23 protein-coding genes and 2 tRNA genes are annotated in these 25,138 nt (G+C 66.5%); 14 read left to right on the forward strand and 11 right to left on the reverse strand.

The window, feature by feature from the left end:
• Positions 1 to 121 precede the first annotated feature (121 nt).
• The 3 genes from CHB87_RS12430 to CHB87_RS12440 all read right to left on the reverse strand — a co-directional run bounded on the left by CHB87_RS12430 (position 122) and on the right by CHB87_RS12440 (position 3,692).
• A complete protein-coding gene (locus CHB87_RS12430) occupies positions 122 to 1,237 on the reverse strand; it encodes an alpha/beta hydrolase (protein ID WP_089408777.1) in 1,116 nt (371 codons plus the stop codon).
• A gap of 11 nt (positions 1,238 to 1,248) precedes the next feature.
• The gene (pabB, locus tag CHB87_RS12435) at positions 1,249 to 3,228 is read right to left on the reverse strand and encodes an aminodeoxychorismate synthase component I (protein WP_142988327.1); all 1,980 of its coding nucleotides are present in this window, start codon (positions 3,226 to 3,228) and stop codon (positions 1,249 to 1,251) included.
• A 77-nt stretch (positions 3,229 to 3,305) separates the two neighbouring features.
• Positions 3,306 to 3,692: an HU family DNA-binding protein gene (locus tag CHB87_RS12440; protein ID WP_089408779.1), complete on the reverse strand. Its 387-nt coding sequence runs from the start codon at positions 3,690 to 3,692 to the stop codon at positions 3,306 to 3,308.
• Between the two features lie 343 nt (positions 3,693 to 4,035).
• Here CHB87_RS12440 and CHB87_RS12445 point away from each other — a divergent pair, with 343 nt between their 5' ends.
• Positions 4,036 to 4,434 (forward strand): DUF1801 domain-containing protein, encoded by a 399-nt coding sequence (locus tag CHB87_RS12445; RefSeq protein WP_089408780.1) that lies wholly within the window; start codon positions 4,036 to 4,038, stop codon positions 4,432 to 4,434.
• A gap of 479 nt (positions 4,435 to 4,913) precedes the next feature.
• On the opposite strand, the gene CHB87_RS12455 is transcribed toward CHB87_RS12445, so the two are convergent.
• Both CHB87_RS12455 and CHB87_RS12460 read right to left on the reverse strand, forming a co-directional pair.
• The gene (locus tag CHB87_RS12455; protein ID WP_142988328.1) at positions 4,914 to 5,273 is read right to left on the reverse strand and encodes a hypothetical protein; all 360 of its coding nucleotides are present in this window, start codon (positions 5,271 to 5,273) and stop codon (positions 4,914 to 4,916) included.
• Positions 5,274 to 5,412: 139 nt separating this feature from the next.
• A tRNA-Ser gene (locus CHB87_RS12460) sits at positions 5,413 to 5,502 on the reverse strand.
• A 140-nt stretch (positions 5,503 to 5,642) separates the two neighbouring features.
• Between CHB87_RS12460 and CHB87_RS22285 the strand changes: the two genes are divergently transcribed.
• The 8 genes from CHB87_RS22285 to CHB87_RS12500 all read left to right on the forward strand — a co-directional run bounded on the left by CHB87_RS22285 (position 5,643) and on the right by CHB87_RS12500 (position 15,634).
• A complete protein-coding gene (locus CHB87_RS22285; RefSeq protein WP_089408782.1) occupies positions 5,643 to 5,864 on the forward strand; it encodes a hypothetical protein in 222 nt (73 codons plus the stop codon).
• An 89-nt stretch (positions 5,865 to 5,953) separates the two neighbouring features.
• The gene (locus tag CHB87_RS12470) at positions 5,954 to 7,072 is read left to right on the forward strand and encodes an acyltransferase family protein (protein WP_176441725.1); all 1,119 of its coding nucleotides are present in this window, start codon (positions 5,954 to 5,956) and stop codon (positions 7,070 to 7,072) included.
• 38 nt (positions 7,073 to 7,110) lie between these two features.
• Positions 7,111 to 8,526, forward strand: coding sequence for an SWIM zinc finger family protein (locus CHB87_RS12475; protein WP_089408784.1), 1,416 nt, complete (start codon positions 7,111 to 7,113; stop codon positions 8,524 to 8,526).
• The gene (locus CHB87_RS12480; protein WP_142988329.1) at positions 8,523 to 9,923 is read left to right on the forward strand and encodes a DUF5691 domain-containing protein; all 1,401 of its coding nucleotides are present in this window, start codon (positions 8,523 to 8,525) and stop codon (positions 9,921 to 9,923) included. Before CHB87_RS12475 ends, CHB87_RS12480 begins: the two co-directional genes overlap by 4 nt.
• Positions 9,924 to 9,926: 3 nt before the next feature.
• Entirely contained in the window at positions 9,927 to 11,018 is a 1,092-nt protein-coding gene (locus tag CHB87_RS12485) for an ATP-binding protein (RefSeq protein WP_089408786.1), read from the forward strand.
• Positions 11,019 to 11,023: 5 nt separating this feature from the next.
• Positions 11,024 to 13,318 (forward strand): DUF5682 family protein, encoded by a 2,295-nt coding sequence (locus tag CHB87_RS12490; RefSeq protein ID WP_089408787.1) that lies wholly within the window; start codon positions 11,024 to 11,026, stop codon positions 13,316 to 13,318.
• A complete protein-coding gene (locus tag CHB87_RS12495) occupies positions 13,315 to 14,481 on the forward strand; it encodes a VWA domain-containing protein (protein WP_089408788.1) in 1,167 nt (388 codons plus the stop codon). The genes CHB87_RS12490 and CHB87_RS12495 overlap by 4 nt, the downstream gene beginning before the upstream one ends.
• A gap of 52 nt (positions 14,482 to 14,533) precedes the next feature.
• A complete protein-coding gene (locus tag CHB87_RS12500; protein ID WP_089408789.1) occupies positions 14,534 to 15,634 on the forward strand; it encodes a 3-deoxy-7-phosphoheptulonate synthase in 1,101 nt (366 codons plus the stop codon).
• Between the two features lie 97 nt (positions 15,635 to 15,731).
• Here CHB87_RS12500 and CHB87_RS12505 read toward each other — a convergent pair.
• Together CHB87_RS12505 and cysS are read right to left on the reverse strand one after the other, a co-directional pair.
• Positions 15,732 to 15,823 (reverse strand) — tRNA-Ser (locus tag CHB87_RS12505).
• A gap of 63 nt (positions 15,824 to 15,886) precedes the next feature.
• Positions 15,887 to 17,401, reverse strand: coding sequence for a cysteine--tRNA ligase (gene cysS, locus CHB87_RS12510; RefSeq protein ID WP_089408790.1), 1,515 nt, complete (start codon positions 17,399 to 17,401; stop codon positions 15,887 to 15,889).
• A gap of 108 nt (positions 17,402 to 17,509) precedes the next feature.
• Here cysS and CHB87_RS12515 point away from each other — a divergent pair, with 108 nt between their 5' ends.
• Positions 17,510 to 18,277: an acyloxyacyl hydrolase gene (locus CHB87_RS12515; protein ID WP_176441726.1), complete on the forward strand. Its 768-nt coding sequence runs from the start codon at positions 17,510 to 17,512 to the stop codon at positions 18,275 to 18,277.
• Here the strand turns inward: CHB87_RS12515 and CHB87_RS12520 are convergent.
• From CHB87_RS12520 to tsaD, 3 genes are read right to left on the reverse strand one after another with little or no spacing between them, the layout of a single operon-like run.
• A complete protein-coding gene (locus tag CHB87_RS12520) occupies positions 18,274 to 18,696 on the reverse strand; it encodes a hypothetical protein (protein WP_089408792.1) in 423 nt (140 codons plus the stop codon). The genes CHB87_RS12515 and CHB87_RS12520 overlap by 4 nt on opposite strands.
• A 17-nt stretch (positions 18,697 to 18,713) precedes the next feature.
• Positions 18,714 to 19,169 carry a hypothetical protein gene (locus CHB87_RS12525; protein ID WP_089408793.1) on the reverse strand — a complete coding sequence of 152 codons (456 nt, stop codon included), beginning with the start codon at positions 19,167 to 19,169 and terminating at the stop codon, positions 18,714 to 18,716.
• Between the two features lie 36 nt (positions 19,170 to 19,205).
• Positions 19,206 to 20,351, reverse strand: coding sequence for a tRNA (adenosine(37)-N6)-threonylcarbamoyltransferase complex transferase subunit TsaD (tsaD, locus tag CHB87_RS12530; protein ID WP_245817970.1), 1,146 nt, complete (start codon positions 20,349 to 20,351; stop codon positions 19,206 to 19,208).
• 170 nt (positions 20,352 to 20,521) lie between these two features.
• On the opposite strand from tsaD, the gene CHB87_RS12535 reads away from it, so the two are divergent.
• From CHB87_RS12535 to pelA, 3 genes are all read left to right on the forward strand, one after another.
• Positions 20,522 to 20,731, forward strand: a complete 210-nt coding sequence (locus CHB87_RS12535; protein WP_142988330.1) for a hypothetical protein — start codon at positions 20,522 to 20,524, stop codon at positions 20,729 to 20,731.
• Between the two features lie 33 nt (positions 20,732 to 20,764).
• On the forward strand, positions 20,765 to 22,117 hold the full coding sequence (locus tag CHB87_RS12540) for a CCA tRNA nucleotidyltransferase (RefSeq protein WP_089408796.1): 1,353 nt from the start codon (positions 20,765 to 20,767) through the stop codon (positions 22,115 to 22,117).
• Positions 22,118 to 22,239: 122 nt separating this feature from the next.
• Positions 22,240 to 23,508, forward strand: a complete 1,269-nt coding sequence (gene pelA, locus CHB87_RS12545) for a pectate lyase (protein WP_089408797.1) — start codon at positions 22,240 to 22,242, stop codon at positions 23,506 to 23,508.
• Positions 23,509 to 23,517: 9 nt separating this feature from the next.
• Here the strand turns inward: pelA and CHB87_RS22290 are convergent, their stop codons facing one another.
• Positions 23,518 to 23,694 (reverse strand): hypothetical protein, encoded by a 177-nt coding sequence (locus CHB87_RS22290; protein ID WP_176441727.1) that lies wholly within the window; start codon positions 23,692 to 23,694, stop codon positions 23,518 to 23,520.
• 62 nt (positions 23,695 to 23,756) lie between these two features.
• Here CHB87_RS22290 and CHB87_RS12550 point away from each other — a divergent pair, with 62 nt between their 5' ends.
• Positions 23,757 to 25,088, forward strand: a complete 1,332-nt coding sequence (locus tag CHB87_RS12550) for a flavin monoamine oxidase family protein (protein ID WP_089408798.1) — start codon at positions 23,757 to 23,759, stop codon at positions 25,086 to 25,088.
• The last annotated feature ends 50 nt before the right edge of the window (positions 25,089 to 25,138 follow it).

Raw genomic sequence — 25,138 nt, forward strand, 5'->3', positions numbered from 1 at the left:
GCGTAGCGAAGGATCTGCTTTTGCGGAGTGGCCCATGGCATCTGCGGCGCCCCAGAAGCAGATCCTTCGCTGCGCTCAGGATGACAAACTTTTTGACTGGGGCAAACTTTGAACTAGGCCCTCAAGGCTTCGCAGCCGCTATCGGATACCCCTGCCAGACATATTCCAGCGCCTCCGCCAGGGTCTGCTGTTTCACCGCGCGGTCGGTGTGGCCGGCGTTGCGGGCGAAGACGAACTGGTAGTGGTAGCCCTTCGACTTCAGCACGCGCGCCATGTTTTCGTTGGCGAGCACCCAGTCGTGCATGCCGTCGCGCATCGCGTTGGGGTTCAGCAGGTCGCGGTCGCCAACCTCCAGCCACAGCCGCAGCGGCTTGCGCGCGGATTGCGGGATGAGATGTTCGTGGAACTCCCATGCGCCATGCGGGGTCTTCGGATTGCTGGGCCACTGCTGGTTGACGTAGGTGCCGGAGTAGGTGAGGACGCGGTGGTAAAGCTCCGGGTGGTACCATGCCATGATCAGCGCGCAGGAGCCGCCGGAGCTGCCGCCCATGGTCGCGCGGCCCTCGGGATCGTGGGTGAGCTTGACGTGGAGGCGCGCCTCGACCTCGGGCAGCACCTCGTGCTCGACGAACTCGGCATAGCGGCCGGACATGGTGTCGTACTCCAGGCCGCGCTCGCTGCCCTGCGCGTCGCCGCCGCCGTTCGAGATGGAGATGGCGATCATGGCGGGCACGCGGCGGTCCGCGATGAGCGAATCGAGCGTGGCGAAGAGCAGCTTGTCCGGTCCGTCGGCGCCGACGATGAAGGGCGCGGCTGTGCCGGCGGCGTACTGCTTCGGAACGTAGACCGTTACGCGCCGCGTGTAGGGCGCGGGATGGCTGGTCGGGACGTTCAGCTTCGCAGGATCGGCGGGATCGGGCTGACCAAATGTACCGGGGTCACGCGCGATGCCAGGGTAGAGCTTGCTGTCCGTGGAGCTGAGGACGAACTCCGTGACCTCGCCGCGCGGCACGCCGGCCTTCGGTTCGCTCTCGGGCGCCGGAGCATGCGTTGGGCCGAGGATGTAGTCGCCATCCTTGTCCGCGGGCGGCAGAGCGCCATCGGGCAGCTCCTTCGCCGCGACGTATCCCGGGCTGGCGGGGTCGCGCGTGGGCGGCGTGGGGCGGGGTGTCTGTGCATGGATCAGACTGCAACCGAACAACAGAACAGCGATGGAGCGAAGACGGAAGAGATGCATACGTTCGCGCTTTAGCCTCGTGGCGAAAGTATAGACCTCGGCGTGCCGGGCGCGCCTGCCTGCCAAAGCACGCTTCCGTCCGGCCTCGCGATCGACGAGACCGGACGCGCGCCACGCAGGGCGTTCGAGACCACGATGCTATCGGCGGCGGCAAGGTCTTCGAGACGCAGCTCGCGCTCCGCAATCTCCGGCGACTCCGCGAGCATGCGGGCGCGCTCGACGCCAGGCAGCACGCCCGCGGCAAGCGGCGGCGTGAACCACCGGCTTCCGATCCGGACGAAGAGGTTGCCGATGGCGCACTCGGTGAGCTGCGCGCGCTCGTTCTCGAACAGAGCTTCGTCGAACCCGAGGTTGTACGCCAGCCTGAGATTGCGGTTGTAGAGCTCGCGATGCGTCGTCTTGTGATGGAAGAAGACGTCCTGCGAGTGGGTGCGTTCGGCGGCCAGGAGCAGGCGTCCGCCCCAGGCTACCGGCTCCAGCGCGGTCGCGGCGATTTGCCAGACGCCAGCCTCGCTGAGTTCGAGGCGCACGCGGCTCAGCGCCTCTCCGCAGCTCGCGGCGGACATTGCCAGCTCCTGCATCAGCGCCGGCCCGTCATACCGGATGCCGAAGTACCGGGCGGAGGCCGCGAGCCGCCGCATGTGGAGCGGCAGCAGGGCGATGCCGCCTTCGCAGCGCATGGTCTCGATCAGCGAGAAGGGCGGGCGCCGGCGGGTGAGAAAGCTGGCCTTCAGCCGGCACTCTTCGTACTCCTCGCCGGACTGGGAGCCAGCCGTGATGCCGCCGCCGACTCCCATGACGACGCATCCGCGCTGCAGTTGCAGGGTGCGGATGGCGACGTTGAAGCAGGCCTCGCCGCGTGGGCCGAAGTAGCCGATGCAGCCGGTGTAGACGCCGCGCGGGGACGGCTCCAGCTCCTGAATGATCTGCATCGTCCTGCGCTTGGGCGCGCCGGTGATGGAGCCCGAGGGAAACAGCGCGGCGAAGACCTGCGTGGGAGACAGCCCGTCCGCGAGCGTGCCGGTGCAGGTCGAGGTCATCTGCAGCAGCGTCGCGTAGCGCTCGACGTGAAAGAGCGGGTCGACCGCGACCGAGCCGTACCGGCAGATGCGGCCGAGGTCGTTGCGCAGCAGGTCGACGATCATGACATGCTCGCTGCGATTCTTCTCGTCGTTCCTCAGCAGCGATGCGGCTGCCCGATCCCCGGCCTCATCGACGCCGCGCTTCCAGGTGCCCTTCATTGGGCGGACCGTGATGCGGCCCGCATGCGTGCGGTAGAAGAGCTCCGGCGAGAACGAGAGGATCGGCCCGGCGGCGCAGTTCAGAAACGCGGCAAAGGGCACGGGCTGCTGGCGCAGGAGCGTGCGGTAGACCGCAAGCGGCTCAGCTTCGGTCGATCCCACGACCTTATCGGTGAAGTTGACCTGGTAGGTGTCGCCCGCGTGCAGATACTCGTGGATGCGGGCGAGCGCGGCGTCGTAATCGGCCCGCGGGATCCGCAGCCCGCCGATGTGGATGGCGGCGTCCGCGGAGCTTGAAGCAGGCGGGATCTGCGGCAGCTCTCCCTGGATCGTGCCGCTCGCATGGTCGAACTCGACCGGCGCCGGATAGACGCCGAGCCACGCCAGCGGCTCCGGGCCGCGTGTTCTCGGCGAGAGTCCAACGAAGTGCTCACCGCATTCATACTGAAAATAGCCCGCGACATAGGCGCCGCCGGCCACATACCCGTCGATCCGGCGCAGGATGGCGTCCAGATCCTGCGCGGTCCAGGCGATCAGTTCAACGTTGGGATGGAGAAAGAGCAGGCTTTTATCGCCACTGCCGTCCTGCTTCGCGGTCTCGAGCAGCACCGCGTTGGGAGTCGCGGCGGCGAGGATGCGGAAGCTCTCGGGAAGGACGTGCCAGTCTGGATACGTTCGAGGCTCCGCCGGCTCCGAAGAGTCTGGCTCTGGAAGGTCGGGCGCGCCCTGTTGCAGCATCGATTCAGTCACTGATATACGCCGTATCCGGTTGGGCAATCGCATCCCCGCTCCGTTGCATCGGCCGGGATGCGATTGCCCCAAGGGAGTTACTTTACCGGTGCGATGGCGTCCTTCGCGGCCTTGGCCACGCGGAACTTGACGGCCGTCTTGGCCTTGATCTTGATCGCCTCGCCGGTCTGCGGGTTGCGTCCGACGCGCGCGGCGCGCTGCGCCTTGACGAGCTTGCCGAGGCCGGGAATGGTGAACTCGCCGCTCTTCTTGGTCTCTGCAATCGCGGTCTCGGTGAGCAGATCGAAGAACGCAGCCGACTGCTTCGACGTGATCTCCAGCTTCTCCGCGACGAGCCGCACCAGCTCGGACTTGGTCAACTTCTTCACCGCGACTGCCTTCTTCGCGGCTGCCGGAGCGGCGGTCTTCTTCGCTGCGGGAACAACGGCCTTCTTTGCAGGTGCTGCTGCTTTCTTCGTTGCCATCGTGTTTCTCTCCTTGAGATGTTGGGGTTAGGGACGTTTGCTGGAGACCTCTTCGCAGCCTTCCGGTGGAGCTTTCAAAACCTTCTTCGGAGCGGCGACCGTGGAGTGACCGCTCCGGCGGCGACGGATACGCGATCTCCGATGCGCCGAGCGTACATGTCTTTCTCAACCTGAGGCAAGCGTACGGCGTGATTTCGAGCAATCGCCTTAGTCACTGCCCTATCTTACGGCCCTTTTCAACATTTGAACATTCCGTTATGCACCAAATTCGCTTCCTCCCCCCGCGCACGGAGTATGCTGGGCTCGACGAAAGTCTCAGCGGCATACAGAAAGGGCGTTCACGATGGAATCTGCCTCCACACGAATCGACGAAAGGATACGGCAACTGGGCGACTGGCGCGGCGAAACGCTTGCAAGAGTGCGCGCGATCATGCACGAGGCAGACCCCGAAATCGTCGAGGAGTGGAAGTGGCGCGGCGTGCCCGTATGGTCGCACGGCGGCATCGTCAGCACGGGCGAGACCTACAAGAGCGTGGTGAAACTGACCTTCGCCCGGGGCGCCGCACTCGCGGACCCAGCGGGTCTCTTCAACTCCAGCCTCGAAGGCAACGTCCGGCGAGCCATCGATATCCACGAAGGCGAAGAGATCGAAACGGAGGCGCTGAAGGAACTGATACGCGCGGCCGTAGCGCTGAATCTCGAAAAAAAGCCCAAGCGCGCAAACGCCAGACAAGGTGTATGACCCTCCGGCTGAAGCCGATGGGCAGGAGAGACGCCAGAAGCACGCAAAGGAAATGGCGTTGAACATCGGCGCAGATAGTACGAAACGCGGCCCGCGAAGACTCGACTCGCCTGCCAGTTTCAATCCACGCTCCCGCGTGGGGAGCAACCATCGGCGTTCGCCGCAAGGTGTCGCAATCGGTCGGCTTGCGCTTGCCGCGTTTGTACTCCAGCGGATAGGGCTGCGGACGGAACTCGACCACACCGGCACGGCCGGTCAGATGCAGACGCCGGCACTCCAGCCACATGCCGCGGACGGTGCGCACGCTGTCGCGCCGGCTCTGTCCAGGCAGGTCGACACGCTCATGCAGCAGACGGCCCTCGGCGGTGAGGCGATTCTCCACCCAAACCTGTTCCAGGTGAATGAGCGCCCACTGCCGGGGACAGAAGGCAAGATGCTGCAACCCGCTCAGGGGCAGCATCTCGTCTTCGCCCGGCATGCTAGTCGACATAGCGCCAGCAGATCACGCCGGGCAGTGATTGAGAGCCATCCTCGGGAGCCTTGAGGCCAGCCTGCTCGTACTCGGCGAAGCTGCGCGCAGGCGGCACACTTGGGATATCGACCGTGCTCCAGAGCACGGTGCGGCGCTCGTCGCGCGAAGCCACATGCGCACTGCGGAACACAGGCTCCAGGAACCCCAGCGCATAAAGCCGGTCCAACTCCTGCGGACGCAGCGACACGGTAAAGCGTTGCAGTCGGCGGAAGCCTTCGCGGCTCGGCCCGTCCAGGTGAGTAGAAAGCTCCTGCCAAAAGGACTTATCAGGATCAAGTCTCGAGTGTGCGTAATGCACCATCGCCAATGAATAACACGAATCTGACCTCATCCATCAGAAGACGATCACCCAGTGAGCAAATCGAGGGGCCGAATACAGTAATTTGCCCGCAAACCCGTCGATTCTCCGGGTCGCAGCGGCAAATGTCCAAAACGGCAAGATGAAATGGCGGAAGAGGAGGGATTCGAACCCCCGATACCCTTTCAGGTACGCCAGTTTTCAAGACTGGAGCCATCAACCACTCGGCCACTCTTCCCTGATGTGAAGTTTAGCCTGTTGCGGGGAGCCTGCGCAAAGGTGAAATGCTCATGAAACTTCGTCGGCGTTGATCATCCACGCGCTCGAAGCCGATAGTCTGCATCCAACGGAGCAGGTGCAACACCCGAGGAGACCACCATGAACCATGCAGAGCAGATCGAATTCGCGCACGACCTACGCAGCATCGGATACAACGGTCAGACTCTCTTCGCTCGCGAGGTCGATGACGACATCCCCGAGGCGGACGAAGATATCGACGAGGACGATCTCGACGAGGACGACGATCTCGAAGACGATGAAGATTACGACGACGAGGATGAAGACGACGAAGAAGAGGATGACGAAGAGGACGAGGCCTAGGCCGACCTCTGCACCGAACGTGTGATTCCCCCGCCCCGCCCACGGCGTAAGCTGGAAGTGACGCCTGTACCACGGGCGCGCGGATGGCCATGAAGACGATCTGGGACGGGCGGGAGAACAACTTCGACTTCATCCGGCTGGGGCTCGCCGTGCTGGTGATCTACTCGCACAGCTATGCGCTGGGCCTTGGGTCGGAGGCCCGGGAGCCGATCGCACGTCTGACACACGGTCAGGTCACCGGCGGGTCCATCGCCGTGAACCTGTTCTTCATCATGAGCGGCTTCATGATCACGGCCAGCGCCGAGCGCTCGCCTTCGATCGCCAGCTACCTGAAGAAGCGCGTCCTGCGCATCTACCCGGCCTTCATCGCGGTGACGCTGCTGTGCGCGTTTGTCGTTCTGCCGCTTGCGGGTGGACGCATGCTGGGTGACGGCTTCGGCACGCGAGCCTGGGATCTGCTCACGCAAACGGCGCGGCTGCTGCAGTTCAGCTACACCGGCGCCTTTGCGGGCAATCCGCTCAGCGGCGACCTGAACGGCTCGGTGTGGTCGATCCCCTTTGAATTCTGGTGCTACATCGGCGTCGCCGGACTGACCGTCGCCGGGCTGCTGAAGCGCCGTGGGGCGCTGCTCGCGCTCTTCGTCGCGGCGGTCGCGGTCAGCGTGCTGTTCAAGGTCGAAGGCTGGATCGTCGGCGGCAAGCTGCTGGGCGCGATCGTGGGTTATCCGGTGATGTGGGCGAGGTTGCTGCCTCTTTATCTTGCCGGCGTCGTGTTCTATCTCTATCGCGACCGCATTCCGAAGCGCGGCTGGATGGCTGCGGTTTCCGCCGTACTGCTCGCTGCGGCCTGCGTCGTTCCTTATGGCTGGACGCTGCTCTTCCCGTTCGTGGGCACGTATCTTGTGTTCTGGCTGGCTTACACGCCGGCTGGTTCGCTGGCGCGCTTCGGCCGCTTCGGAGACTTCTCCTATGGCACGTATCTCTATGCCTTTCCGATTCAGCAGCTCGTCATGCAGGCCATCGGCCACGCCGTGCAGCCGCATGTGCTGTTCTTCTGTGCGACGCCCCTGACCCTGATCGCCGCCGTCGGCAGTTGGTATGGCGTGGAGCGGTGGTTCCTGCCGCGCGCCCGCAAGAAGGAGACGCCAGCGAAGCTCATTCATGCGCTCGAAGGCGAGTTGGCCGACGTGCGGCAGGTATCGAGGTAGGCAATCGGGAAGAACAACGACTCCGGTACCATCGGTGCATGGCTTTCACACTCGAGAAGATCGAGGCCCTGGCGCCGGACCAGCCCTCGCTGGCCGCCGCGCGCAAGCTGCTGAAACCCGCCGCGTGGCCGACGCTGGCGGTCGACGGCGACCTGGTCTGGGGCGAGTGTCAGGGATCCGGCGCGACGCCTTACCGCGTGGTCGTCCACGAGGCGGATGCGGGCTACAAATGCACCTGCCCGAGCCGAAAATTCCCCTGCAAACACTCGCTTGCGCTGATGTGGATGCGCGCCGAGGGCAAGATCGTCTTCGCCGCCGCGCCCACGCCCGAGTGGGTGAAGGACTGGCTGGGACGCCGCCGCGGCCCGTCCGCCGCCGCATCGCAGGACGAGAGCGCGCCGAAGCCTATCCGGTCCATCCAGCTTGCCGCCGTCGCCGAGACCGAAGTCGAGGCGGACCCGAAGGCCGAGGCCCGCGCTGCCGCCGCGCGCGAACGTAACCGGCAGGAGCGCGAAGCCGCCATCCTGCGCGGGCTGGACGACCTCGACATCTGGCTGGCCGATCAGGTCGACCGGGGCGCGGCGGCCTTCGTCGCGCAGTGTACGCAGGCCTGCCGGCTGATCGCGCAGCGGCTGGTGGACGCCAAGGCGCCCGGTCTCGCGACGCGTCTCGACGCCCTGCCGACACGCCTCTTTACGCTGCCCGAGGCGGTGCGGCCCGTCGCGGCGGTCGAGGAGCTTGGACTCGTCTACCTGATCGCGCAGGCCTACCGGCGCCAGGCCGAGCTGCCCCCGGCGCTCGCCGCCGACGCCCGCCAGGCCGCGGGTTGGAGCTTCACCCGCGAGGCGCTGCTGGCGGACGAGGCAGCGCTCCGCGTCGACGGCGCATGGCGCGTCGTCGCAACGCTGAGCGAGGTGCAACCCGACCGTCTGCGCCGTGTCGAGACCTGGCTCTGGCGCGAGTCCGAGGCCCCGGACAAGCCGGCATGCGCCGTACTGATCGACTTTGTCCCCGTCGCCACGGGTGGAGCGAGCGGCGGCTACCTGGTCGGCGACCGCATCGCGGCGGAGCTGGCCTTCTACCCCTCCGCCGCGCCGCTGCGCGCCCAGATCGTCCGTGTCCAGGGCGGCGCTGAAGCCACGGCCGCAAGCCTTGTGCTGCCGGAAGCGGGCCTGACCCAGGCCTTCGCCACATGGGAGTCGACGCTCGCGCAGCTTCCCTGGGTCGGGACATGGCCGCTCGCCTTCCGCGACGCGCGCCTGCTCCGCACCGGCGATGCGCTCTACCTTGTCGATGCCGGCGTCACGCTCGCGCTGCCGCTCCAGACGGCGCAGGCGAGCCTCGCGCTGCCGCTCGCAGGCCTCGGCGCGCTCGACGGACTGGCGCTGTGGAACGGCTACTACCTCACTCTGTGCTGGGCCGAGACGCCGCTCGGACGCTGGGTGGCCGCATGAGTTCGACCGCCTTCAAGACGAAGCTGCTGCCCTCGCTGCTCGCCGGCGCCGGACGCCTGCCCTTGCCGGCGGGCTTGCTTCCAGCCGGTCCAGACGCCAACCTTCAGGCGCTCAGCCTCACCGGGCAGGCCCTACGTTTCGAGCGGCCCGCGATCCCGCCGCAGTTCGCGGTCGAAGAGACCTTCGACGATCTCCGCCGCATGCTGCCCGACGCGCTGCGCCGCCCGTTGCTGCGCATCCTCAACGGGAAGCTGGCATCCGAGGCGCCGGGCCTGGCCATCGCCCGCGTCTTCGAGCTTCGGCGGCTGCGGCCCCATCCCTTCGACTTGCCGAAGATCGACGCCTTCGTCCGCCGCCACGCCGAGTTGCTGGGCGCGACCGCGCAGCACTGGGCGCGCAAACCGCATGAGGCCAGCGAGTCCAGGGGCTACTTCGACCGCGACGACCTCGACGAGACCAACTGGACCGAGAGCACGCTCGGCCGCCGGGCGGCTTACTTCGAAGAGCTGCGCCGCAAAGCCCCCGCCGCCGCCCGCACGCTGCTCGAATCCGCATGGCCGAACGAGAACCCCGACGCTCGCACACGCCTGCTGCAGGCGCTGCAGATCGAGCTGAGCGACGCCGACCGCCCGTTCCTCGAAGGTCTGAAGAAGGACCGCGCGCCGCGTGTGCGAACGCTGGCGCAGCGCCTGCTCGCGCGGCTGGGCGCGGGCGAGGAGAACCCCGCGCTGGCCGCGTGCCTCGAACGCATCCAGCGCGGACAGACCGGCCTGCTGCGCAAGCGACCTGCGCTGTCGCTGCAACTGCCGGCCAACACGCAGGCCTTCGCCGCGTCGCGCTGGATTCGCCAGACCGTCCTCGATGTGTCCTTCGAAGAGCTGGCAAAGGCGCTCTCGCTGACCGAAACGGAGATCGTCGAGGCGGCGGCCAGGGACGCGAACCTGCTGCTCGCGCTGGCCGTCATGGCGACCACGGACAATCGGCTCGACCTGCTCGCCGCCATCGTCGCGCACCTGCCGAACGCATGGGAGATGCTGCACGACAGCGGCCTGAACGACCTCGGCGCCATGTCCCGCCCGGAGCGGCTGCGCTGGGCTGAGACCCTCCTCCGCCCCTACAGCAAGCTGCCGTGGAACTATCCCGCGTGGCTTTGGCTGCACGAGCTGCTCGATGGCCCCGCACCGGCCATGCTCTTTGAGATCGCCTTCCACTCGGGCTGGTTCGAGGAGCCCTCGACCGTGGCCAAACATACCGCGTACTGGATGGAGATCGCCGCATCGCTCTGTCCTGCCTCTCAACGACGCGTGCTTCGCAGGAAGCTCGAAGTCTTCGAACCGAACCTGACCGTCAACGCCCTGCCCCTGCTCGATCTGCTGGACGCACTGGAGAGTGCCTGAACCATGCCCGAAGCCGCACATCAACGCCTGCGCCTGAGCGCCGAAGAGATCTACACCGCCGAACTGACCGCGCTTGCCGCTGGCGACAGCCGTCCGCGCCCCGAGAATTGGCGGCTCTCTCCGCCCGCCGTCGTCACCTACATTCTGGGCGGCAAGGCGGCCGATGGCACGCCCATCTCCGCCAAATATGTCGGCAACCGCCGCCTGATCGAGACCGCTGTCGCCACGCTTGCCACGGACCGCGCGCTGTTGCTGCTCGGCCTGCCGGGGACCGCGAAGTCGTGGGTGTCGGAGCACCTGGCGGCGGCCATCTCCGGCTCGTCGCAGCGCATGATCCAGTGCACCGCCGGCACGGACGAAAACCAGATCCGCTATAGCTGGAACTACGCGCTGCTGCTCGCGAAAGGCCCGTCGTACGAGGCGCTCGTGAAGACGCCGCTGACCCGCGCGATGGAGGACGGCAGCATCGTACGGCTTGAGGAGCTGACCCGCATGGGATCGGACGTGCAGGACACGCTGATCACCGTGCTGAGCGAGAAGACGCTGCCCGTGCCGGAGCTCGACATGGCCATCGACGCGCGGCGCGGCTTCAACGTCATCGCCACGGCGAACAACCGCGACAAGGGCGTGAACGATCTCTCGTCCGCGCTGAAGCGTCGCTTCAACGTCGTCGTGCTGCCCTCTCCCGCAACCCTGGAAGAGGAGGTTGGGATCGTCGTCAAGCGCGTGCGCGAGATTGGGACGAACCTCAGCCTGCCACCGATCAAGCCCGCCGACGAGGAGATGACGCGCATCGTCACGCTCTTCCGCGAGCTGCGCGAGGGCCGGACGTTAAACGGAAAGACAAAACTCAAAACCTCCAGCGGCTCGCTGTCGACCGCCGAGGCGATCTCGGTCGGGGTCAGCGCGTGGGCCTCCGCGGCGCACTTCGGCGGCGGCGTGCTGGACGCGGACAGCCTCGCGCCGAACCTCGTCGGCGCCGTCGTCAAGGACCCCGTGCAGGACACGGTCGCGCTGCAGGAGTATCTCGAATCCGTCGTCCGCACACGCGACGGCTGGTCCGATCTCTACAACGCCATCCGCGAGGTTATCTGACGCCGATGGCGACACAGCCGGAAGAACGCCTGCACCTGTTCGGCATCCGCCACCACGGCCCGGGGTCGGCGGCGCTGCTGCGCCGGGCGCTCGACGCGCTCGATCCCGCATGCGTGCTGATCGAAGGGCCACCCGAGGGCGACGCGCTCATCCGCTGGGCGGCGGAGCCGGGCATGCAGCCTCCGCTCGCCATGCTGGTGTACGCGTCTGAAAAAGAGTCTGCCGGGGATGGCCCGTCGGCCAGCTTCATGCCCTTCGCGGAGTTTTCGCCGGAGTGGCAGGCGATGCTCTGGGCGCTCGAACGCCAGCGCCCTGTGCGCTTCATCGACTGGCCCGCGGCGGTCTCGCTCGCGCTGCGTCAGCAGCAGGAGGCTGAGGCTGTAGAAGGAGCGGCACAGCAGCCCGATGCGCTCGACCTGCTCGCCGAGGCCGCCGGATACGACGACGGCGAGGCCTTCTGGAACGGGCTCGTCGAGCAGTATGGCGCGCAGCATGCGGACGGCGCCAACCAGGCGCTGACCGTCTTCGCCGCCATCGAGACCGCGATGACCGAGGCCCGCGCGCACGAACAAATTGCCAGTCGCGACCAGTCGCGCGACCTCCGCCGCGAGGCCTTCATGCGAACCCATATCCGCGCCGCGCTCAAGGAGCACGATGGCGCCGTCGCCGTCGTCTGCGGCGCCTGGCATCTCAGCGCGCTGCGCGCTCCGGCGAAGGCGGCGGACGACCGGGCCCTGATCAAAGACCTGCCGCGCATCAAGGTCGAGGCGACCTGGGCGCCCTGGACCGACAGCCGCCTGAGCGCGCACTCCGGCTACGGCGCGGGCGTGCTCTCGCCGGGCTGGTACCGCCATCTCTGGTCGCTGTACGCCCAGCCCGAGCCGCCGACTGCCGAGCAGTTCGCCAGCCTGTGGCAGGCCCGCACGGCGCAGACGCTGCGCGGCGAAGGCTATGGCGCGCCGACGGCCAACGCCATCGAGGCCGCGCGCCTGGCGCTCGGACTCGCCGCCTTGCGAGGGCTGCCGCTCCCGGGCCTGTCGGAGATGCGGGAGGCGGCGCTCGCGACCTTCTGCCACGGCAATCCCGTTCCGCTCGCCCTGATCGAGCGCAAGCTCTACATCGGTCAGCGCGTGGGCGAGATCGACGACCGCGTGCCGCAGATGCCGCTCGCCCGCGACCTCACTCTGTGGCAGCGCAAGACCCGCATGAAGCCCGAGGACCTGGAGCTGGAGATGCGGCTCGACCTGCGATCCGAGGCCGGGTTGCTGAAGTCCACGCTGCTGCACCGGCTCAACCTCATCGACGTGCCGTGGGGCAAGCTGCTCGATGCGCAGGCCGGACGCGGCACCTTTCGCGAGGTGTGGATGCTGCGCTGGGCGCCGGAGTTCTCGGTCGCGCTCGCCGAGGCGCTCGTTTACGGCATCACCATCGAGCAGGCCGCCGCCGGCATCACGCTCGAACGAGCACGCGCCAGCAGCTCCGTCACCGCACTCGCCGGCCTCGTCCGCGCGGCCCTGACCGCCGACCTGCCGGATGCCGCGACCGACTGTATCGCGCAGTTACAAGCCGCGGCCGTCAACGCCAGCGACATCACCGACCTCATGCAGGCCGTCGCTCCGCTGGTCCGCGTGCTGCGCTACGGCACGGCGCGCAAGCTGCCGGAGGATGCTCTCCGCGCGCTCGTCGGTTCGCTCAGCATCGAGATCAACGCCGGCGTGCGGATCGGCTCGCACAGCCTCGACGCGGACGCCGCAAACGCGCGCGTGAAGGCGATGGAGGAGTACGGCGAGGCGCTCACGCTCTTCGACGAGGCGTCGTTGACCGAGTCCTGGCGGCAGGAACTGGCGAAGATCGTCGACGACGAGCTGGCCGCCGCGCCCGTGGCCGGCCTAAGCCTGCGCCGCCTGCACGACCAGCGCGTGTGGCCGCTCGAAGCCGTCGCCGCCGCCTTCGCGCGCCACACCGGCGACCGCGAGCCGCAGCACGCCGGCGCGTTCCTCGAAGGATTCCTGCGCGGCGGCGCGGAGATCATCCTGCATGACGAGCCATTGCTGCACCTGATCGATGCGTGGCTCTGCTCGCTCGCGGAAGACGACTTCATCGCCGCGCTACCGCTGCTGCGGCGCAGCCTCACCGGATTCGACCAGATCTCCCGCCGCCGCCTGCTCGACACAGTCAAGCGCGGCCAGCGCGAACATACCTCGACAAACACCGAACCGCAGGACGAGAACCCAGCCTTCGCGGCTGCACTTCCACTGCTCTATCGCATACTTGGCATGGAAACCGGAGGCCCGGCATGATCGCCAACAACGAACGCCAGCGCCGCTGGCAGCTCGCCCTTGGCGGCGAAGAAGACGCGGGCGAGGACGCGCTCTCGGACCGCGACCGCCGTCTCGGCCAGGCGCTCACCGCGCTCTACGGCGCCGATGCGAAAAAAGGACGCGGCAGCCTTGGCGCGTCGTCGCCGCGCGTGGCGCGCTGGCTCGGCGACATCCGCGAGTTCTTCCCCACGCCGCTGGTGCAGGTCGTGCAGCGCGACGCCTTCGAGCGGCTCAACCTGAAATCGCTGATGCTTGAACCCGAGTTCCTCGCCACACTCGAGGCCGACATCCACCTCGTCGCCGACCTCATCGCCCTGCGCGCGGCGATCCCGGAAAAGACCCTGGATACGGCCCGGGCGGTCGTCCGCAAGGTCGTCGACGACCTGCTCGAACGCCTCGCCCACACCACGCAGGAGACGCTGCGCGGCGCGCTCCATCGTTCGCAACGCACCCGCCGCCCGCGCCACGCGGATATCGACTGGCCCCGCACCATCGGCGCCAACCTGCGCCACTACCAGCCCGAACACCGGTCTGTCGTCCCGGAGACGCTCATCGGACACAGCCGCCGCTCGAAGACTCGCGCCAACCTCGACCACGTCGTCCTCTGCGTGGACCAGTCCGGCTCCATGGCGACCTCGGTCGTTTACGCGTCGATCTTCGCGGCGGTGATGGCCTCGCTGCCCGGCCTGTCGACGCAGCTCGTCTGCTTCGACACCGCCATCGTCGACCTGACCGAGCAGCTCGCCGACCCGGTCGAGGTGCTCTTCGGCATCCAGCTCGGCGGCGGTACGGACATCAACGCCGCGCTCGCCTACTGCGAGCAGCGCATCGAGCACCCCGCCAAGACCCACCTCATCCTCATCAGCGATCTCTACGAGGGCGGCGACGCGCCGGCCATGCTCGCCCGCGTCGGCGCGCTGAAGCAGAGCGGCGTCAACGTCATCGTCCTGCTCGCGCTCTCGGACTCCGGCCACCCCAGCTACGACACCGGCCACGCCGAGCAGGTCGCCGCCATGAACTGCCCCGTCTTCGCCTGCACGCCCGATCAGTTTCCGCCCCTGATGGCCGCCGCCCTGACCGGGCAGGACCTGCACCAGTGGGCCGCCACGCAGGAGATCGCGCTCATTCGCGGGGCTGGCTGACCCCGGAAGATTGGAAACCACCCGCCATACCGAGTATCCTGATCGAACGGTCATGAATTACCCCACAAACAACCTCCGGATCAGATCGAGCAGAGTCGTCATCCCACCCATCTTCCTCGAAGAAGAGATGCCGCTCACCGACAACGCCTCGCGCACCGTCTTCGAGGCGCGCCGCCAGATCGTCGATATTCTCAACGGCGCGGACGATCGCCTGATCGTCGTCGTCGGCCCCTGCTCGATCCACGATCCAGCCGCCGCGCGCGAGTACGCCGGTCTGCTCAAGGAGGCCATCGCCGAGCTTTCGGGCGACCTGATGATCGTCATGCGGGTCTACTTCGAAAAGCCCCGGACCACGCTTGGCTGGAAGGGTCTGATCAACGATCCCTACTTCGACGAGTCCTTCCGGATCACGGACGGCCTGCGCATCGCGCGGCGGCTGCTGCTCGACCTCGCGGAGATGGGCGTGCCAGCCGGCACCGAATACCTCGACATGATCTCGCCGCAGTATGTCTCGGACCTCGTGAGTTGGGGCGCCATCGGCGCGCGCACGACCGAGAGCCAGGTGCATCGCCAGCTCGCCAGCGGCCTGTCGTGCTCGGTCGGCTTCAAGAACGGGACCTCCGGCAACGTCCAGATCGCAATCGAGGCCATCCTGTCGGCCAGCCACCCGCACACGTTCCTCGGCACGACCGAGACCGGCCAGTCGGCGATCCTGCTGACCTCGGGCAATCCGGACTGCCATGTCATCCTGCGCGGCGGGCGGCAGATCACGAACTTCGACGCCGCCTCGGTCGATTCGACCGCGCAACAACTGGAAAAAGCCGGTCTCGAACCGCGCGTCATGATCGACTTCAGCCACGCCAACAGCGGCAAGGACTACCGCAAACAAGCCGTCGTCAGCCACAACGTCTCCGAACAGATCGCCGGCGGAGACCGCCGCATCATGGGCGTGATGATCGAAAGCAACCTGGTCGCCGGCGCGCAGTCGCTGGTCCCCGGCAAACCGCTCGTCTACGGACAAAGCATCACCGACGCCTGCATCGACTGGCCCGAGACGATCACGCTGCTGCGCGAACTGGCCGCCGCCACGCGGAAGCGCCGCGAGCACCTTCAGACAGAGCAGGGGGCCGAGGTGTCCGTCGAATCGCGATAGACAGCCAGAATGACCTGCTATCCGATGAAAATGAAAATCCCCGCTGATCGAGCGGGGATTTTGCGATGTGTAAGGTCTATTCCGATAGAAAAGTAGCTGGCGGAGAGTGGGGGATTCGAACCCCCGATAGAACTTTCGTCCTATAACGGTTTAGCAAACCGGCGCCTTCAGCCACTCGGCCAACTCTCCAGCGTGTTGCGGAATGTACTCGGCAATTATAACGTGGCGCCCCGCAGAGGCCAAAATGCAACGTTATTTTCGCTTCCAGCGCACCCCGTCCTTCGAGTCTTCGAGCAGGATTCCCTTCGCCAGCAGCTCGTTGCGCACTGCGTCGGCGCGGGCGAAGTTGCGGGTCTTCTTGGCCTGCGTGCGCTCGGCGATCAGCGCCTCAATCGCCTCGTCGGTCAACGAGAGGGTCGCCACCAGCTCCGGCGAAGCCTCGCCCATGCGCCCTTCGCGCTCGGCCCACTCGAGCGCCTGGCGTGTAATCTCGGCATCGTTATCGACCAGCACGGCAAAGACGCCGTCGAAGCGCTCCATCACCGCCAGGGCCGCCTGGACATCGCGTTTGACGAGCGTTCCCTGGTCCGCAGCTACGTTCACCGCGCGCACCATGTCGAAGATCGCCGCGCGCGCCTCGGCCGTGTTCAGGTCGTTGCTCAGCGCCGCGTCGTACTTCTGCCGCGCCGTCGCAATCGCGGCGGCCACGTCGGCATCACTGCCCGTCATCCCGTTCGAGAGCCCTTCCGGCCACTGCCCTTCCTTCAACCGGCGGTGGAAGGTCCGCAGTCTATCGACCGCGTTGGTCGACTCCGTCAGTCCGTCGAAGGTGAAGTTCAACTGGTGCCGATACGGCACGCTCATCAGCAGGAAGCGAATCGCCGACGCGCGATGCCCCTTCAGCAGCAGGTCGCGCAGCGTGTAGAAGTTGCCCTCGGACTTCGACATCTTCTTACCTTCGACCAGCAGGAAACGCACATGCATCCAGTGGCGGGCGAAGGGTTTGCCGCTTGCGCCCTCGGACTGTGCAATCTCGTTCTCGTGGTGCGGAAACATCAGGTCTTCGCCGCCGGCGTGCAGGTCGAAGTTGTCGCCCAGGTACTTGGTCGCCATGGCCGAACACTCGATATGCCAGCCCGGCCGTCCAGCGCCCAGCGCCGTCTCCCAGGCGTGCTCGCGGACGCCGTCGGCGCCGGTCTTCACGGCCTTCCATAGCGCGAAGTCCCGCGCCGCGTCCTTCTCGTACTCGTCCACATCGACGCGCGCGCCGTCCTCGATGCCGTCGAAGTCCTTCTGCGACAGCTTTCCGTAGCCGGGATCGCTCGCGATGCGGAAGTACCAGCTTCCATCCTCGGCCTGGTAGGCGGCTTGCCTGGCCGCCAGCCGCTCGATCAGCGAGACCATCTCGGGAATATTCTCGGTCGCGCGCGGCAGAAACTCCGGCCGCTCGACGCCGAGCGCTTCCATGTCCTCGAAGAAGGCGTTCTCGAAGCGCGCCGAGAACACGCCGATGCCCACGCCCGCCGCCGCTGCACGCTGGATGATCTTGTCGTCCACGTCGGTCACGTTCATGACATGCTTCACCGCGACTCCCTGCTGCTTCAGCGCGCGGCGCAGCACGTCGACATGGATGAACGTGCGGAAGTTGCCGATGTGGCCGTAGTCGTAAACGGTCGGTCCGCAGGCGTACATACGCAGCACAGCGCCATCGCTCGGGACAAGTGTCTCCACCTGCCCACCCAGAGTATTGAAAAGTTCGATCGCCACGTCCGCCTTAAGGGTCCAGCCTGCTGCCCGGTTGAAGATGTCTGTACGATTCTAGCCGAACAACTCGTCTGGCCGGGTTGCCGGCGCTTGTCGTATTGTGGAATGACCATGACAAAGCCTTCCGCAGCCCCCCTGCTGGCCGCCCTGCTCGCCGCCAGCACGCTGCACGCACAGAGTTCAAAGATGCCGGATACCGAGAGTTACTCCTTCCGCGACTCGCTCTCCAGCTTCGCCGAATACTCCAACACCTCCAGCCACATCATCCTCGGCGTGAGCGGCAATCGCAGGCTGATCGCGCTGGGCGGAACATACTCCCGCCGCCTGCTGCACAGTCGCTATGTGGACTGGCACTACGACCTGGATGTCCGCCCGCTCACCCTGTTGGAAGAGCCTACCGCCCGCATCACCGTCGTTGCCGCGCCGTCTGTCACCTTCTACGGGCCATCGGACTATGACGGTCCCATCGAGCACGCCTGCACCTCCAGCACGGTCAGTGTCGCCGCCGTGCCGCCCATCGGCCCAATCTCCGGCAACCCCGCCTACACCGTGACCACGGTCTGCGAAACCCGCTGGACCTACGCTGGCGGCGTCAGCCCGCTCGGCCAGCGGCTGAACTTCGCACCGCGCCACCGGCTACAGCCATTCATCCTTGGCAACGCGGGCTTCATGGCCGCCACCCGCGATATTCCCTCGTACAACTCAGAGAGCTTCAACTTCACCTTCGAGTTCGGCGCGGGCTTTGAATTCTTCGAGAACCATCACCGCTCCTGGGCCGTCGACTACCGGATCCACCACCTGTCGAACGCCTACCGGGGCCAGAATAATCCCGGCATCGATAGCCAGATCGTCAAACTCACCTATAGCTTCGGGCGTTAGCGGTCAGGCGTGACAGCCGCATAAGGCTCATAGTGGTGCGTGCTCTTGAGCCAGAAGGGATAAGGCAGCGGCAGGCCGTTCCTCATCGTCCAACGATCCTTGATGACGGACTTTGAATAAAGCCGGTCCCACAAGAATGTCCAGATATAGTCGACCATCTGACCGGCAATCACGGCCTCTGCGAGCTGCAACAGATCGTCGGGACACCCGCGATCGAGTTCGATCTGGAAGCAGTCCCCAAAGATGATGTCCATCGGATAGCCGTCATCGCTCCAAAGAGTGATCTCCGCCGCTCGCGGATGGGCGGGCGTGACGCACAGCATCTGCCCACGGGGAGTCTCCTTCCGCTGGATCGTATACGTGGCTTCCGGCAGGAGCTTCAACAGCTCCGTCTCGAACTGATCGGCCGTCATCTCCATCTGAAAACCTCCTTTCCTCACAAATGCCGGTAAACGACTCGCAGAAACGTTCCGACCGCAGACTCCAGCGCAACGACATCGCCGGCTGCCAGCAGCCCCACGTTTGGATTCTGTATCTCCAGCCCGAACATGCCAAACCGCTGTGGCCACTCGTACCGGAGGTCATTGAGGGTGACATCACTGGCGCAGCAGGGAGTCCGAAAGACGCCGAGCCGAAACCCGGATTCCTCTTGATCCGCGTCGGCTGCCGTCGCCCACCACGCATCTGGCAGCTTCTTCCCACACCCCGGGCAAGTGGTCGATTCGAAGTTCCCACCCGCGTCGAAGCATTCGATTCCCCCCGGCAAGTCGGCCTTTATCGCATCTGCCTTTGGGAACAATCTTGCAGCAACAGAAAGCCCATCGGCGATCCGATCGGCCGAGGGCACGAATCGCGGGTCTTCGGGAACAAAAATGATGTAGTTGTCCGACATGCTGCCTCTTTCGAATCCGTACCTCAAACTTCCAGATCACCCCAGCCGCAACTGCGGCGCGGCGCTCATCCCCTCGCTCGCGAACTCCCCGGCCAGGAACTTCGGCCATGCCGCCGCCGCGATCATCGCTGCATTGTCGGTCGACAGCGCCATGGACGGGAACGCCACCGGCAGACCGCGCCGCGCGCCCTCGGCCAGGAAGCGCCGACGCAGCTCGCGGTTGGCCGCCACGCCGCCCGAGACCAGCACGCCCCGCGCGCCGAAGGCCTCGGCCGCCGCGAAGGTCTGTTTCATCAACACCCCAACAACCGCCGACTGAAACGACGCGATCAGCCCAAGCGCCTTCGGATCGCAGAAGGACGCGGCATCGGCGGGTTTCAAGCCGGGATGGGCGGCGATCGCGTTGGCGCGGGCGACCGCCGCCTCCTGCATCCCCTCGGACTTCACGTAGCGCAGCACGGCGGACTTGATGCCGCTGAAAGAGAAGTCGAAGCGCGCCCCAGCATCGGCATCCCTGCGATCGTCTTCTCGACGCTGGATAGCGTGGAACTGAAACGGCACCGCCTTCGGATCGCCAAACGGCGCGAGCCCGTCGAGCCACGGCCCGCCGGGATACCCAAGTCCGAGCAGCTTCGCGACCTTGTCGTAGGCCTCGCCCGCGGCGTCGTCCACCGTACGCCCCACATTTCTGTACTGCCATGTCGTCTGTCCAGACTCCGAAGCCAGATAAAGATGCGTATGGCCGCCCGAGACCACCAGCGCCAGCAGCGGTAGCTCCATGGCAGAATCTCCACGCTGCCGAGCCTCCATCACCACCGCATGAATGTGCCCCTCCAGATGATTGACCGCGATCAGCGGCTTGCCCAGCCCGAAGGCCAGCGCCTTCGCGTACAGGATGCCGACCTGCAGCGCGCCCGCCAGACCTGGTCCTTCCGTCACCGCCACCGCGTCCAGATCCGAAAACCGGACGCCGGACTGCTCCATCGCCGCGCGCACCACCGGCACGACATTGCGCAGATGCTCGCGCGCCGCCAACTCCGGCACCACGCCGCCGTAGTCCTGGTGCAGCACGATCTGCGAGGCGACGACGTTCGAAAGGGCTTCGCCGCCCGCGCGCACCACCGCCGCGGCAGTCTCGTCGCAACTGCTTTCGATGCCCAGGATCAAACCGTTATTTTTCACAAATCCCATTCTAAAGAAAGGGGTTCAGCGCGGTTCCGAAACAGGAAAGTTCACCCGCATGACACCTTTGGGTTATTACTACGATGCGCCGGGTAACCATACCTTGGATGTGTCAGGAAATACGGCTCACTGCACATCTGAAACAAATCACCTTGGAAGAGGATATTACCTTGCCATCCGGACAACATGCCTTGCCGCTCAAACGATCAACCGGCTCCGTTCAGGTCCAGTTGTTCATCCGCACCGTGGAGTTTCACAAGCAGGCGCCGCCAGCGCCCGAAACGGTGGTTCCCGGCGTGCGGCTTCGCCAGACCGGCCTGGCCGTTGCAGCCGTGCTGGCCCCGCTCGCGCTGGCGGCGCTCGCGGTCTTCGTCTTCTAGCTGCCCGGCGGCTTACGGCTAGAATCGGGAGGTATGCTGCCTCCCTCTCCAGCCGCTCATGCCGCGCTCCACATCGTCCGCACCCTGCGCGACGACGGCTGCCAGGCCTATCTTGCCGGCGGATGCGTCCGCGACCTGCTGCTTGGCAACGATCTCAAGAACAGCGGCTCGCCAAAGGATTACGACGTCGCCACCTCCGCCACGCCGGATCGCATCGTCCAACTCTTCCCCCGCACGCAGCAGGTCGGCGCCCACTTCGGCGTCATACTCGTACTTCACGACGACATCACAACCGAGGTCGCGACCTTCCGGCACGATGGCGCCTACTCCGACGGCCGACGGCCGGACGCCGTGCGCTTTTCGACCGATCCGCGCGAAGACGTGCTCCGCCGCGACTTCACCATCAACGGCATGTTGCTCGACCCGTTCTCGGGCGAGGTGCTGGATTACGTCGGCGGCCGGGCCGACCTCGCCGCGAAGACTATTCGCGCCATCGGCGACCCGGCGCTGCGCTTCGCCGAGGACAAGCTGCGCATGCTGCGCGCCATCCGCTTCGCCGCGCGGCTGGAGTTCTCGCTCGAAGAAAAGACCGCCTCCGCGATGCGGTCGTACGCTCCCGAGATCGCGCAGGTCTCGAACGAACGCGTCCGCGACGAGCTGACCCGCATGCTGACGCAGGGTCACGCCGCGCGCGCCATGCGTCTGCTGCGCGAGACCGGCCTGCTGCACGAAGTCCTGCCGGAGGTCGAGAAGATGCTCGGCGTCGAGCAGCCGCCCGAGTACCATCCCGAGGGCGATGTCTGGACGCACACGCTGATGCTGCTCGACCACCTGCCGGCGGGCGCCTCGCCCACGCTTGCCTGGGGGATGCTGCTGCACGACATCGGCAAGCCGGCGACGTTTCAGCATCTGCCCGGCGACCGCATCCGCTTCAACGGGCACCCGGAGGTGGGCGTCCGCATCGCCGCGCACCTGCTGAACCGGCTGCGCTTCTCGAACGAAGACGCCACGCAGATTCTCGCGCTGGTGGAGCACCATATGCGCTTCGGCGATGTGCAGCGGATGAAGCTCTCGACGCTGAAGCGCTTCCTGCGCCTGCCCCGCTTCGAGGAGCACCTGGCGCTGCACCGCGCGGACGCCAGCAGCGCCCACGGTGATCTGAGCAAGTACTACTTCGCAAAGCAGCACTATGAACGGATGGAGCCGGAGCAGGTGCGTCCCGCGCTGCTGCTGACCGGACGCGAGCTGATCGCGGCGGGCTACCGGCCTGGGCCGCGGTTCAAGGCCATGCTCGAACAGGCGGAGGATGCGCAGCTCGAAGGGACGATCCACACGACGGCGGAGGCGCTGACGCTGGTGCTTGAAAGGTTTGGACCACCAACTTAGCCTGGGCGCCGTCGACGAGTACCGCGCCGATACGGGAAGATACCTACCTTTCCAGGGATTGAAGCCAAGACACTTGCAGTCAGCACTTCCCGCTGGTCCTACCAATCAGGTACAGTGCCGCCATGCAAGTTCTGGCCCTGCTCCTCGTCCTGACCGCCCCGCTCCACGCCGCCGTGATCGGCATGAGCAAACCCGCGGAGTCGATCACCGCCGCGCGCATCGCGCAACTGCCTGCCGCGCAGCAGCCAGCCTGGGCGGTTTACCTCGAACGCTCTCGCCGGCAGGAGCAGACCGACCGGGCCGCGCTGGCCGCTGAGCGCGTGGGGCTGCAGGAGATTCCGCCGCTCCCACAGGAGTCCGGCTCGGCGCACAGCATACCGCTGGGGCGCGATGCGGGCTTCTACCAGAGCGCGGAGGCGCGGCGGATCGCCGACACCATCGTCAGCTTCCAGATTCCGAACGGCGGCTGGTCGAAGAATCTGAACATGGCCGGCCCGTCGCGTCTGCGCGGCCAGAGCTGGGCGCCGGACAATCTGAACCGCCATCCCAGCCCGGACGACTTCGACACGCCGCGCGATCCGCAGTGGAACTACATGGGCACGCTCGACAACGACGCGACCAACACCGAGCTGCGCTATCTGGCGCGGGTCGCCGGCGCCAATCCCGGACCGGTCGGCGCGGCGTATCGCACGGCGTTCCTGAAGGGCGTGGACTATCTGCTGCAGGCGCAGTTTCCGAACGGCGGCTGGCCGCAGGTGTGGCCGCTGGAGGGCGGGTATCACGACGCGATCACCTTCAACGACAATGCCGTGACTGAGTCCGCCGAGCTGCTGAGCGCGGCGGCGGCAGGCAAGGGCGACTACGCCTTCGTCCCTGCTCAGGTGCGCCAACGGGCCGCGACAGCCGCCGGGCGCGCGCTCGACTGCATCCTGAAGGCGCAGATCGTGCTTGGCGGCAAGCTCACGATCTGGCCCCAGCAGGCCGACGCCCTGACGCTGGCGCCCACGACCGCGCGGAACTACGAACCGGCGGCGCTGGCGACCGGCGAAAGCGCCGACCTGCTGCTCTACCTGATGGCGCAGCCCGTGAAGACGCCGGCGACAGAGGCAGCCATCCGTGCGGGCGTCGCGTGGCTCGAAGCGCATGCCATCCGGAATATGAGCTGGACCGGCGGACGCGATACGCCCGACGGACGGCGACTCGTCGCATCGCCCGGCGCGGGGCCGCTCTGGGCGCGGTACTACAGTCTGGAGACGCAACAACCGGTCTTCGGCGACCGCGACAAGACCATCCACGACACGGTGGATGAGCTGTCGCTCGAACGCAGAAACGGCTATGCGTGGTACAGCGCCGGGCCGAAAGAGGCGATCGAGCGGTATCGAGCCCGGTAGGCGCCCCGGCTACAGCAGGCTGTGCAGAAAGTGGATGACGCCCGAGAGGCAGAGCGTTGCCCCGGCGAGTACGACCAGCGCACGCCAGCGCGGCGGCCTCCGCGCCAGACGCACAACCTGATAGGCCGCCTCCGCAGATGCGAAGACGATCGCGAACACAATCATCAGAAAGACGGCTGCCAGCACGGAGACTCCTGACACGATCTTAGCTGGACGCGGGCGGCTGCGCCGCATCTATCCTGAGACTTATGGCTGAGGCGATGCTCTACGACGTGGTGGTTCTGGGTGCGGGAATGGCGGGGCTGTCCGCCGCGCGGTCTTTGGCTGAGACCGGCCGGCGGGTTCTGGTGGTCGAGGCACGCGACCGCGTCGGGGGCCGCATCTTCACGCGGCGCGCGGGCAGCGAGACGGTCGAGTTGGGCGCGGAGTTCATCCACGGCCGGCCGGCGGAGCTATGGGCGCTGGTCGCCGAGGCTGGGCTGACGACGGTCGAGCGCACCGGCGACCGGGTGGTGTTCTCCGGCGGTGAGGTCTGTGTCGATGAAGACGGGGCCGAAGAAGAGCAGGAGGACGACCCGATGTTCGCGCCGGTCGAGGCGCTGAAGGACTATGCCGGGCCGGATCTCTCGTTCGCCGATTACCTGGAGTCGTCGGGCGTGGCGCCGGAGCTGCGGGGCGCGGCGCTGGGCTACGTCGAGGGCTTCAATGCGGCGGATGCGACCCAGGCCTCGTCGGTCGCGTTGGGCGCGCAGCAGCGGGCCGAGGACGAGATCGAAGGCGACCGGCTGTGGCATATCGAAGGCGGCTACGACCTGCTGCCGGCGTTTCTGGCCGAACGGATACGGGCCTCTGGCGGCGAGATTCGTCTGAACACCGCTGCGGCGTCGATCGACTGGCAGCCGGGCAGGGTCGAGGTCCGGACCTCCGCCGGGCATTTCCGCGCGGCGCAGTGCATCGTTGCGCTACCGCTGGCGGTGTTGCAGGCGGGCGGCGTCGCCTTCCAGCCGCAGCCTGCGGGGCTCTCAACCGCGCTGGGCAGGCTGCGCGAAGGACCGGTCTGCCGGTTCACGCTGGTCTTCCGCACCGCCTTCTGGCGGAGCAAACCGGAGTTCGAGCACCTGAGCTTTCTGCTGACACCGGAGTCCAGGCCCGGCGTCTGGTGGACGGCGCATCCGGGCGAGAGCGCGACCATCACCGGCTGGGTCGGCGGTCCGCGTGCGCTGCCGCTGCTGGAGCTGGCCGACGACGAGTTGGGCGCCCGGGCCTGCACGATTCTGGCCGAGGCCTGGTCGCTGCCCATGGCGTTGCTGCGTGCGGAACTGCTCGGCGTCCACCGGCACGACTGGCAGGCGGACCCGTACGCGCTGGGCGCCTATACCTGGCTGCCGGTCGGGGCGCTCGATGCGCCCTCGGCGCCCGAGACGCTGGCTCAGCCGGTCGAAGGCACGCTCTTCTTCGCGGGCGAGCACACCGACACCACGGCGCACTGGGGGACCGTCCACGCCGCGCTGCGATCCGGTCTGCGGGCGGCGGAGCAGGCAATCGCGGCGCCTCGTTTTCAAAACCTTCGACTTTTTTGATCCACGGCTGAATGTTCTGCAAATACGAGTTGCAACGCGTAGACGCGGGC

This window comes from Granulicella rosea (assembly GCF_900188085.1).
GTDB classification, from domain to species: domain Bacteria; phylum Acidobacteriota; class Terriglobia; order Terriglobales; family Acidobacteriaceae; genus Edaphobacter; species Edaphobacter rosea.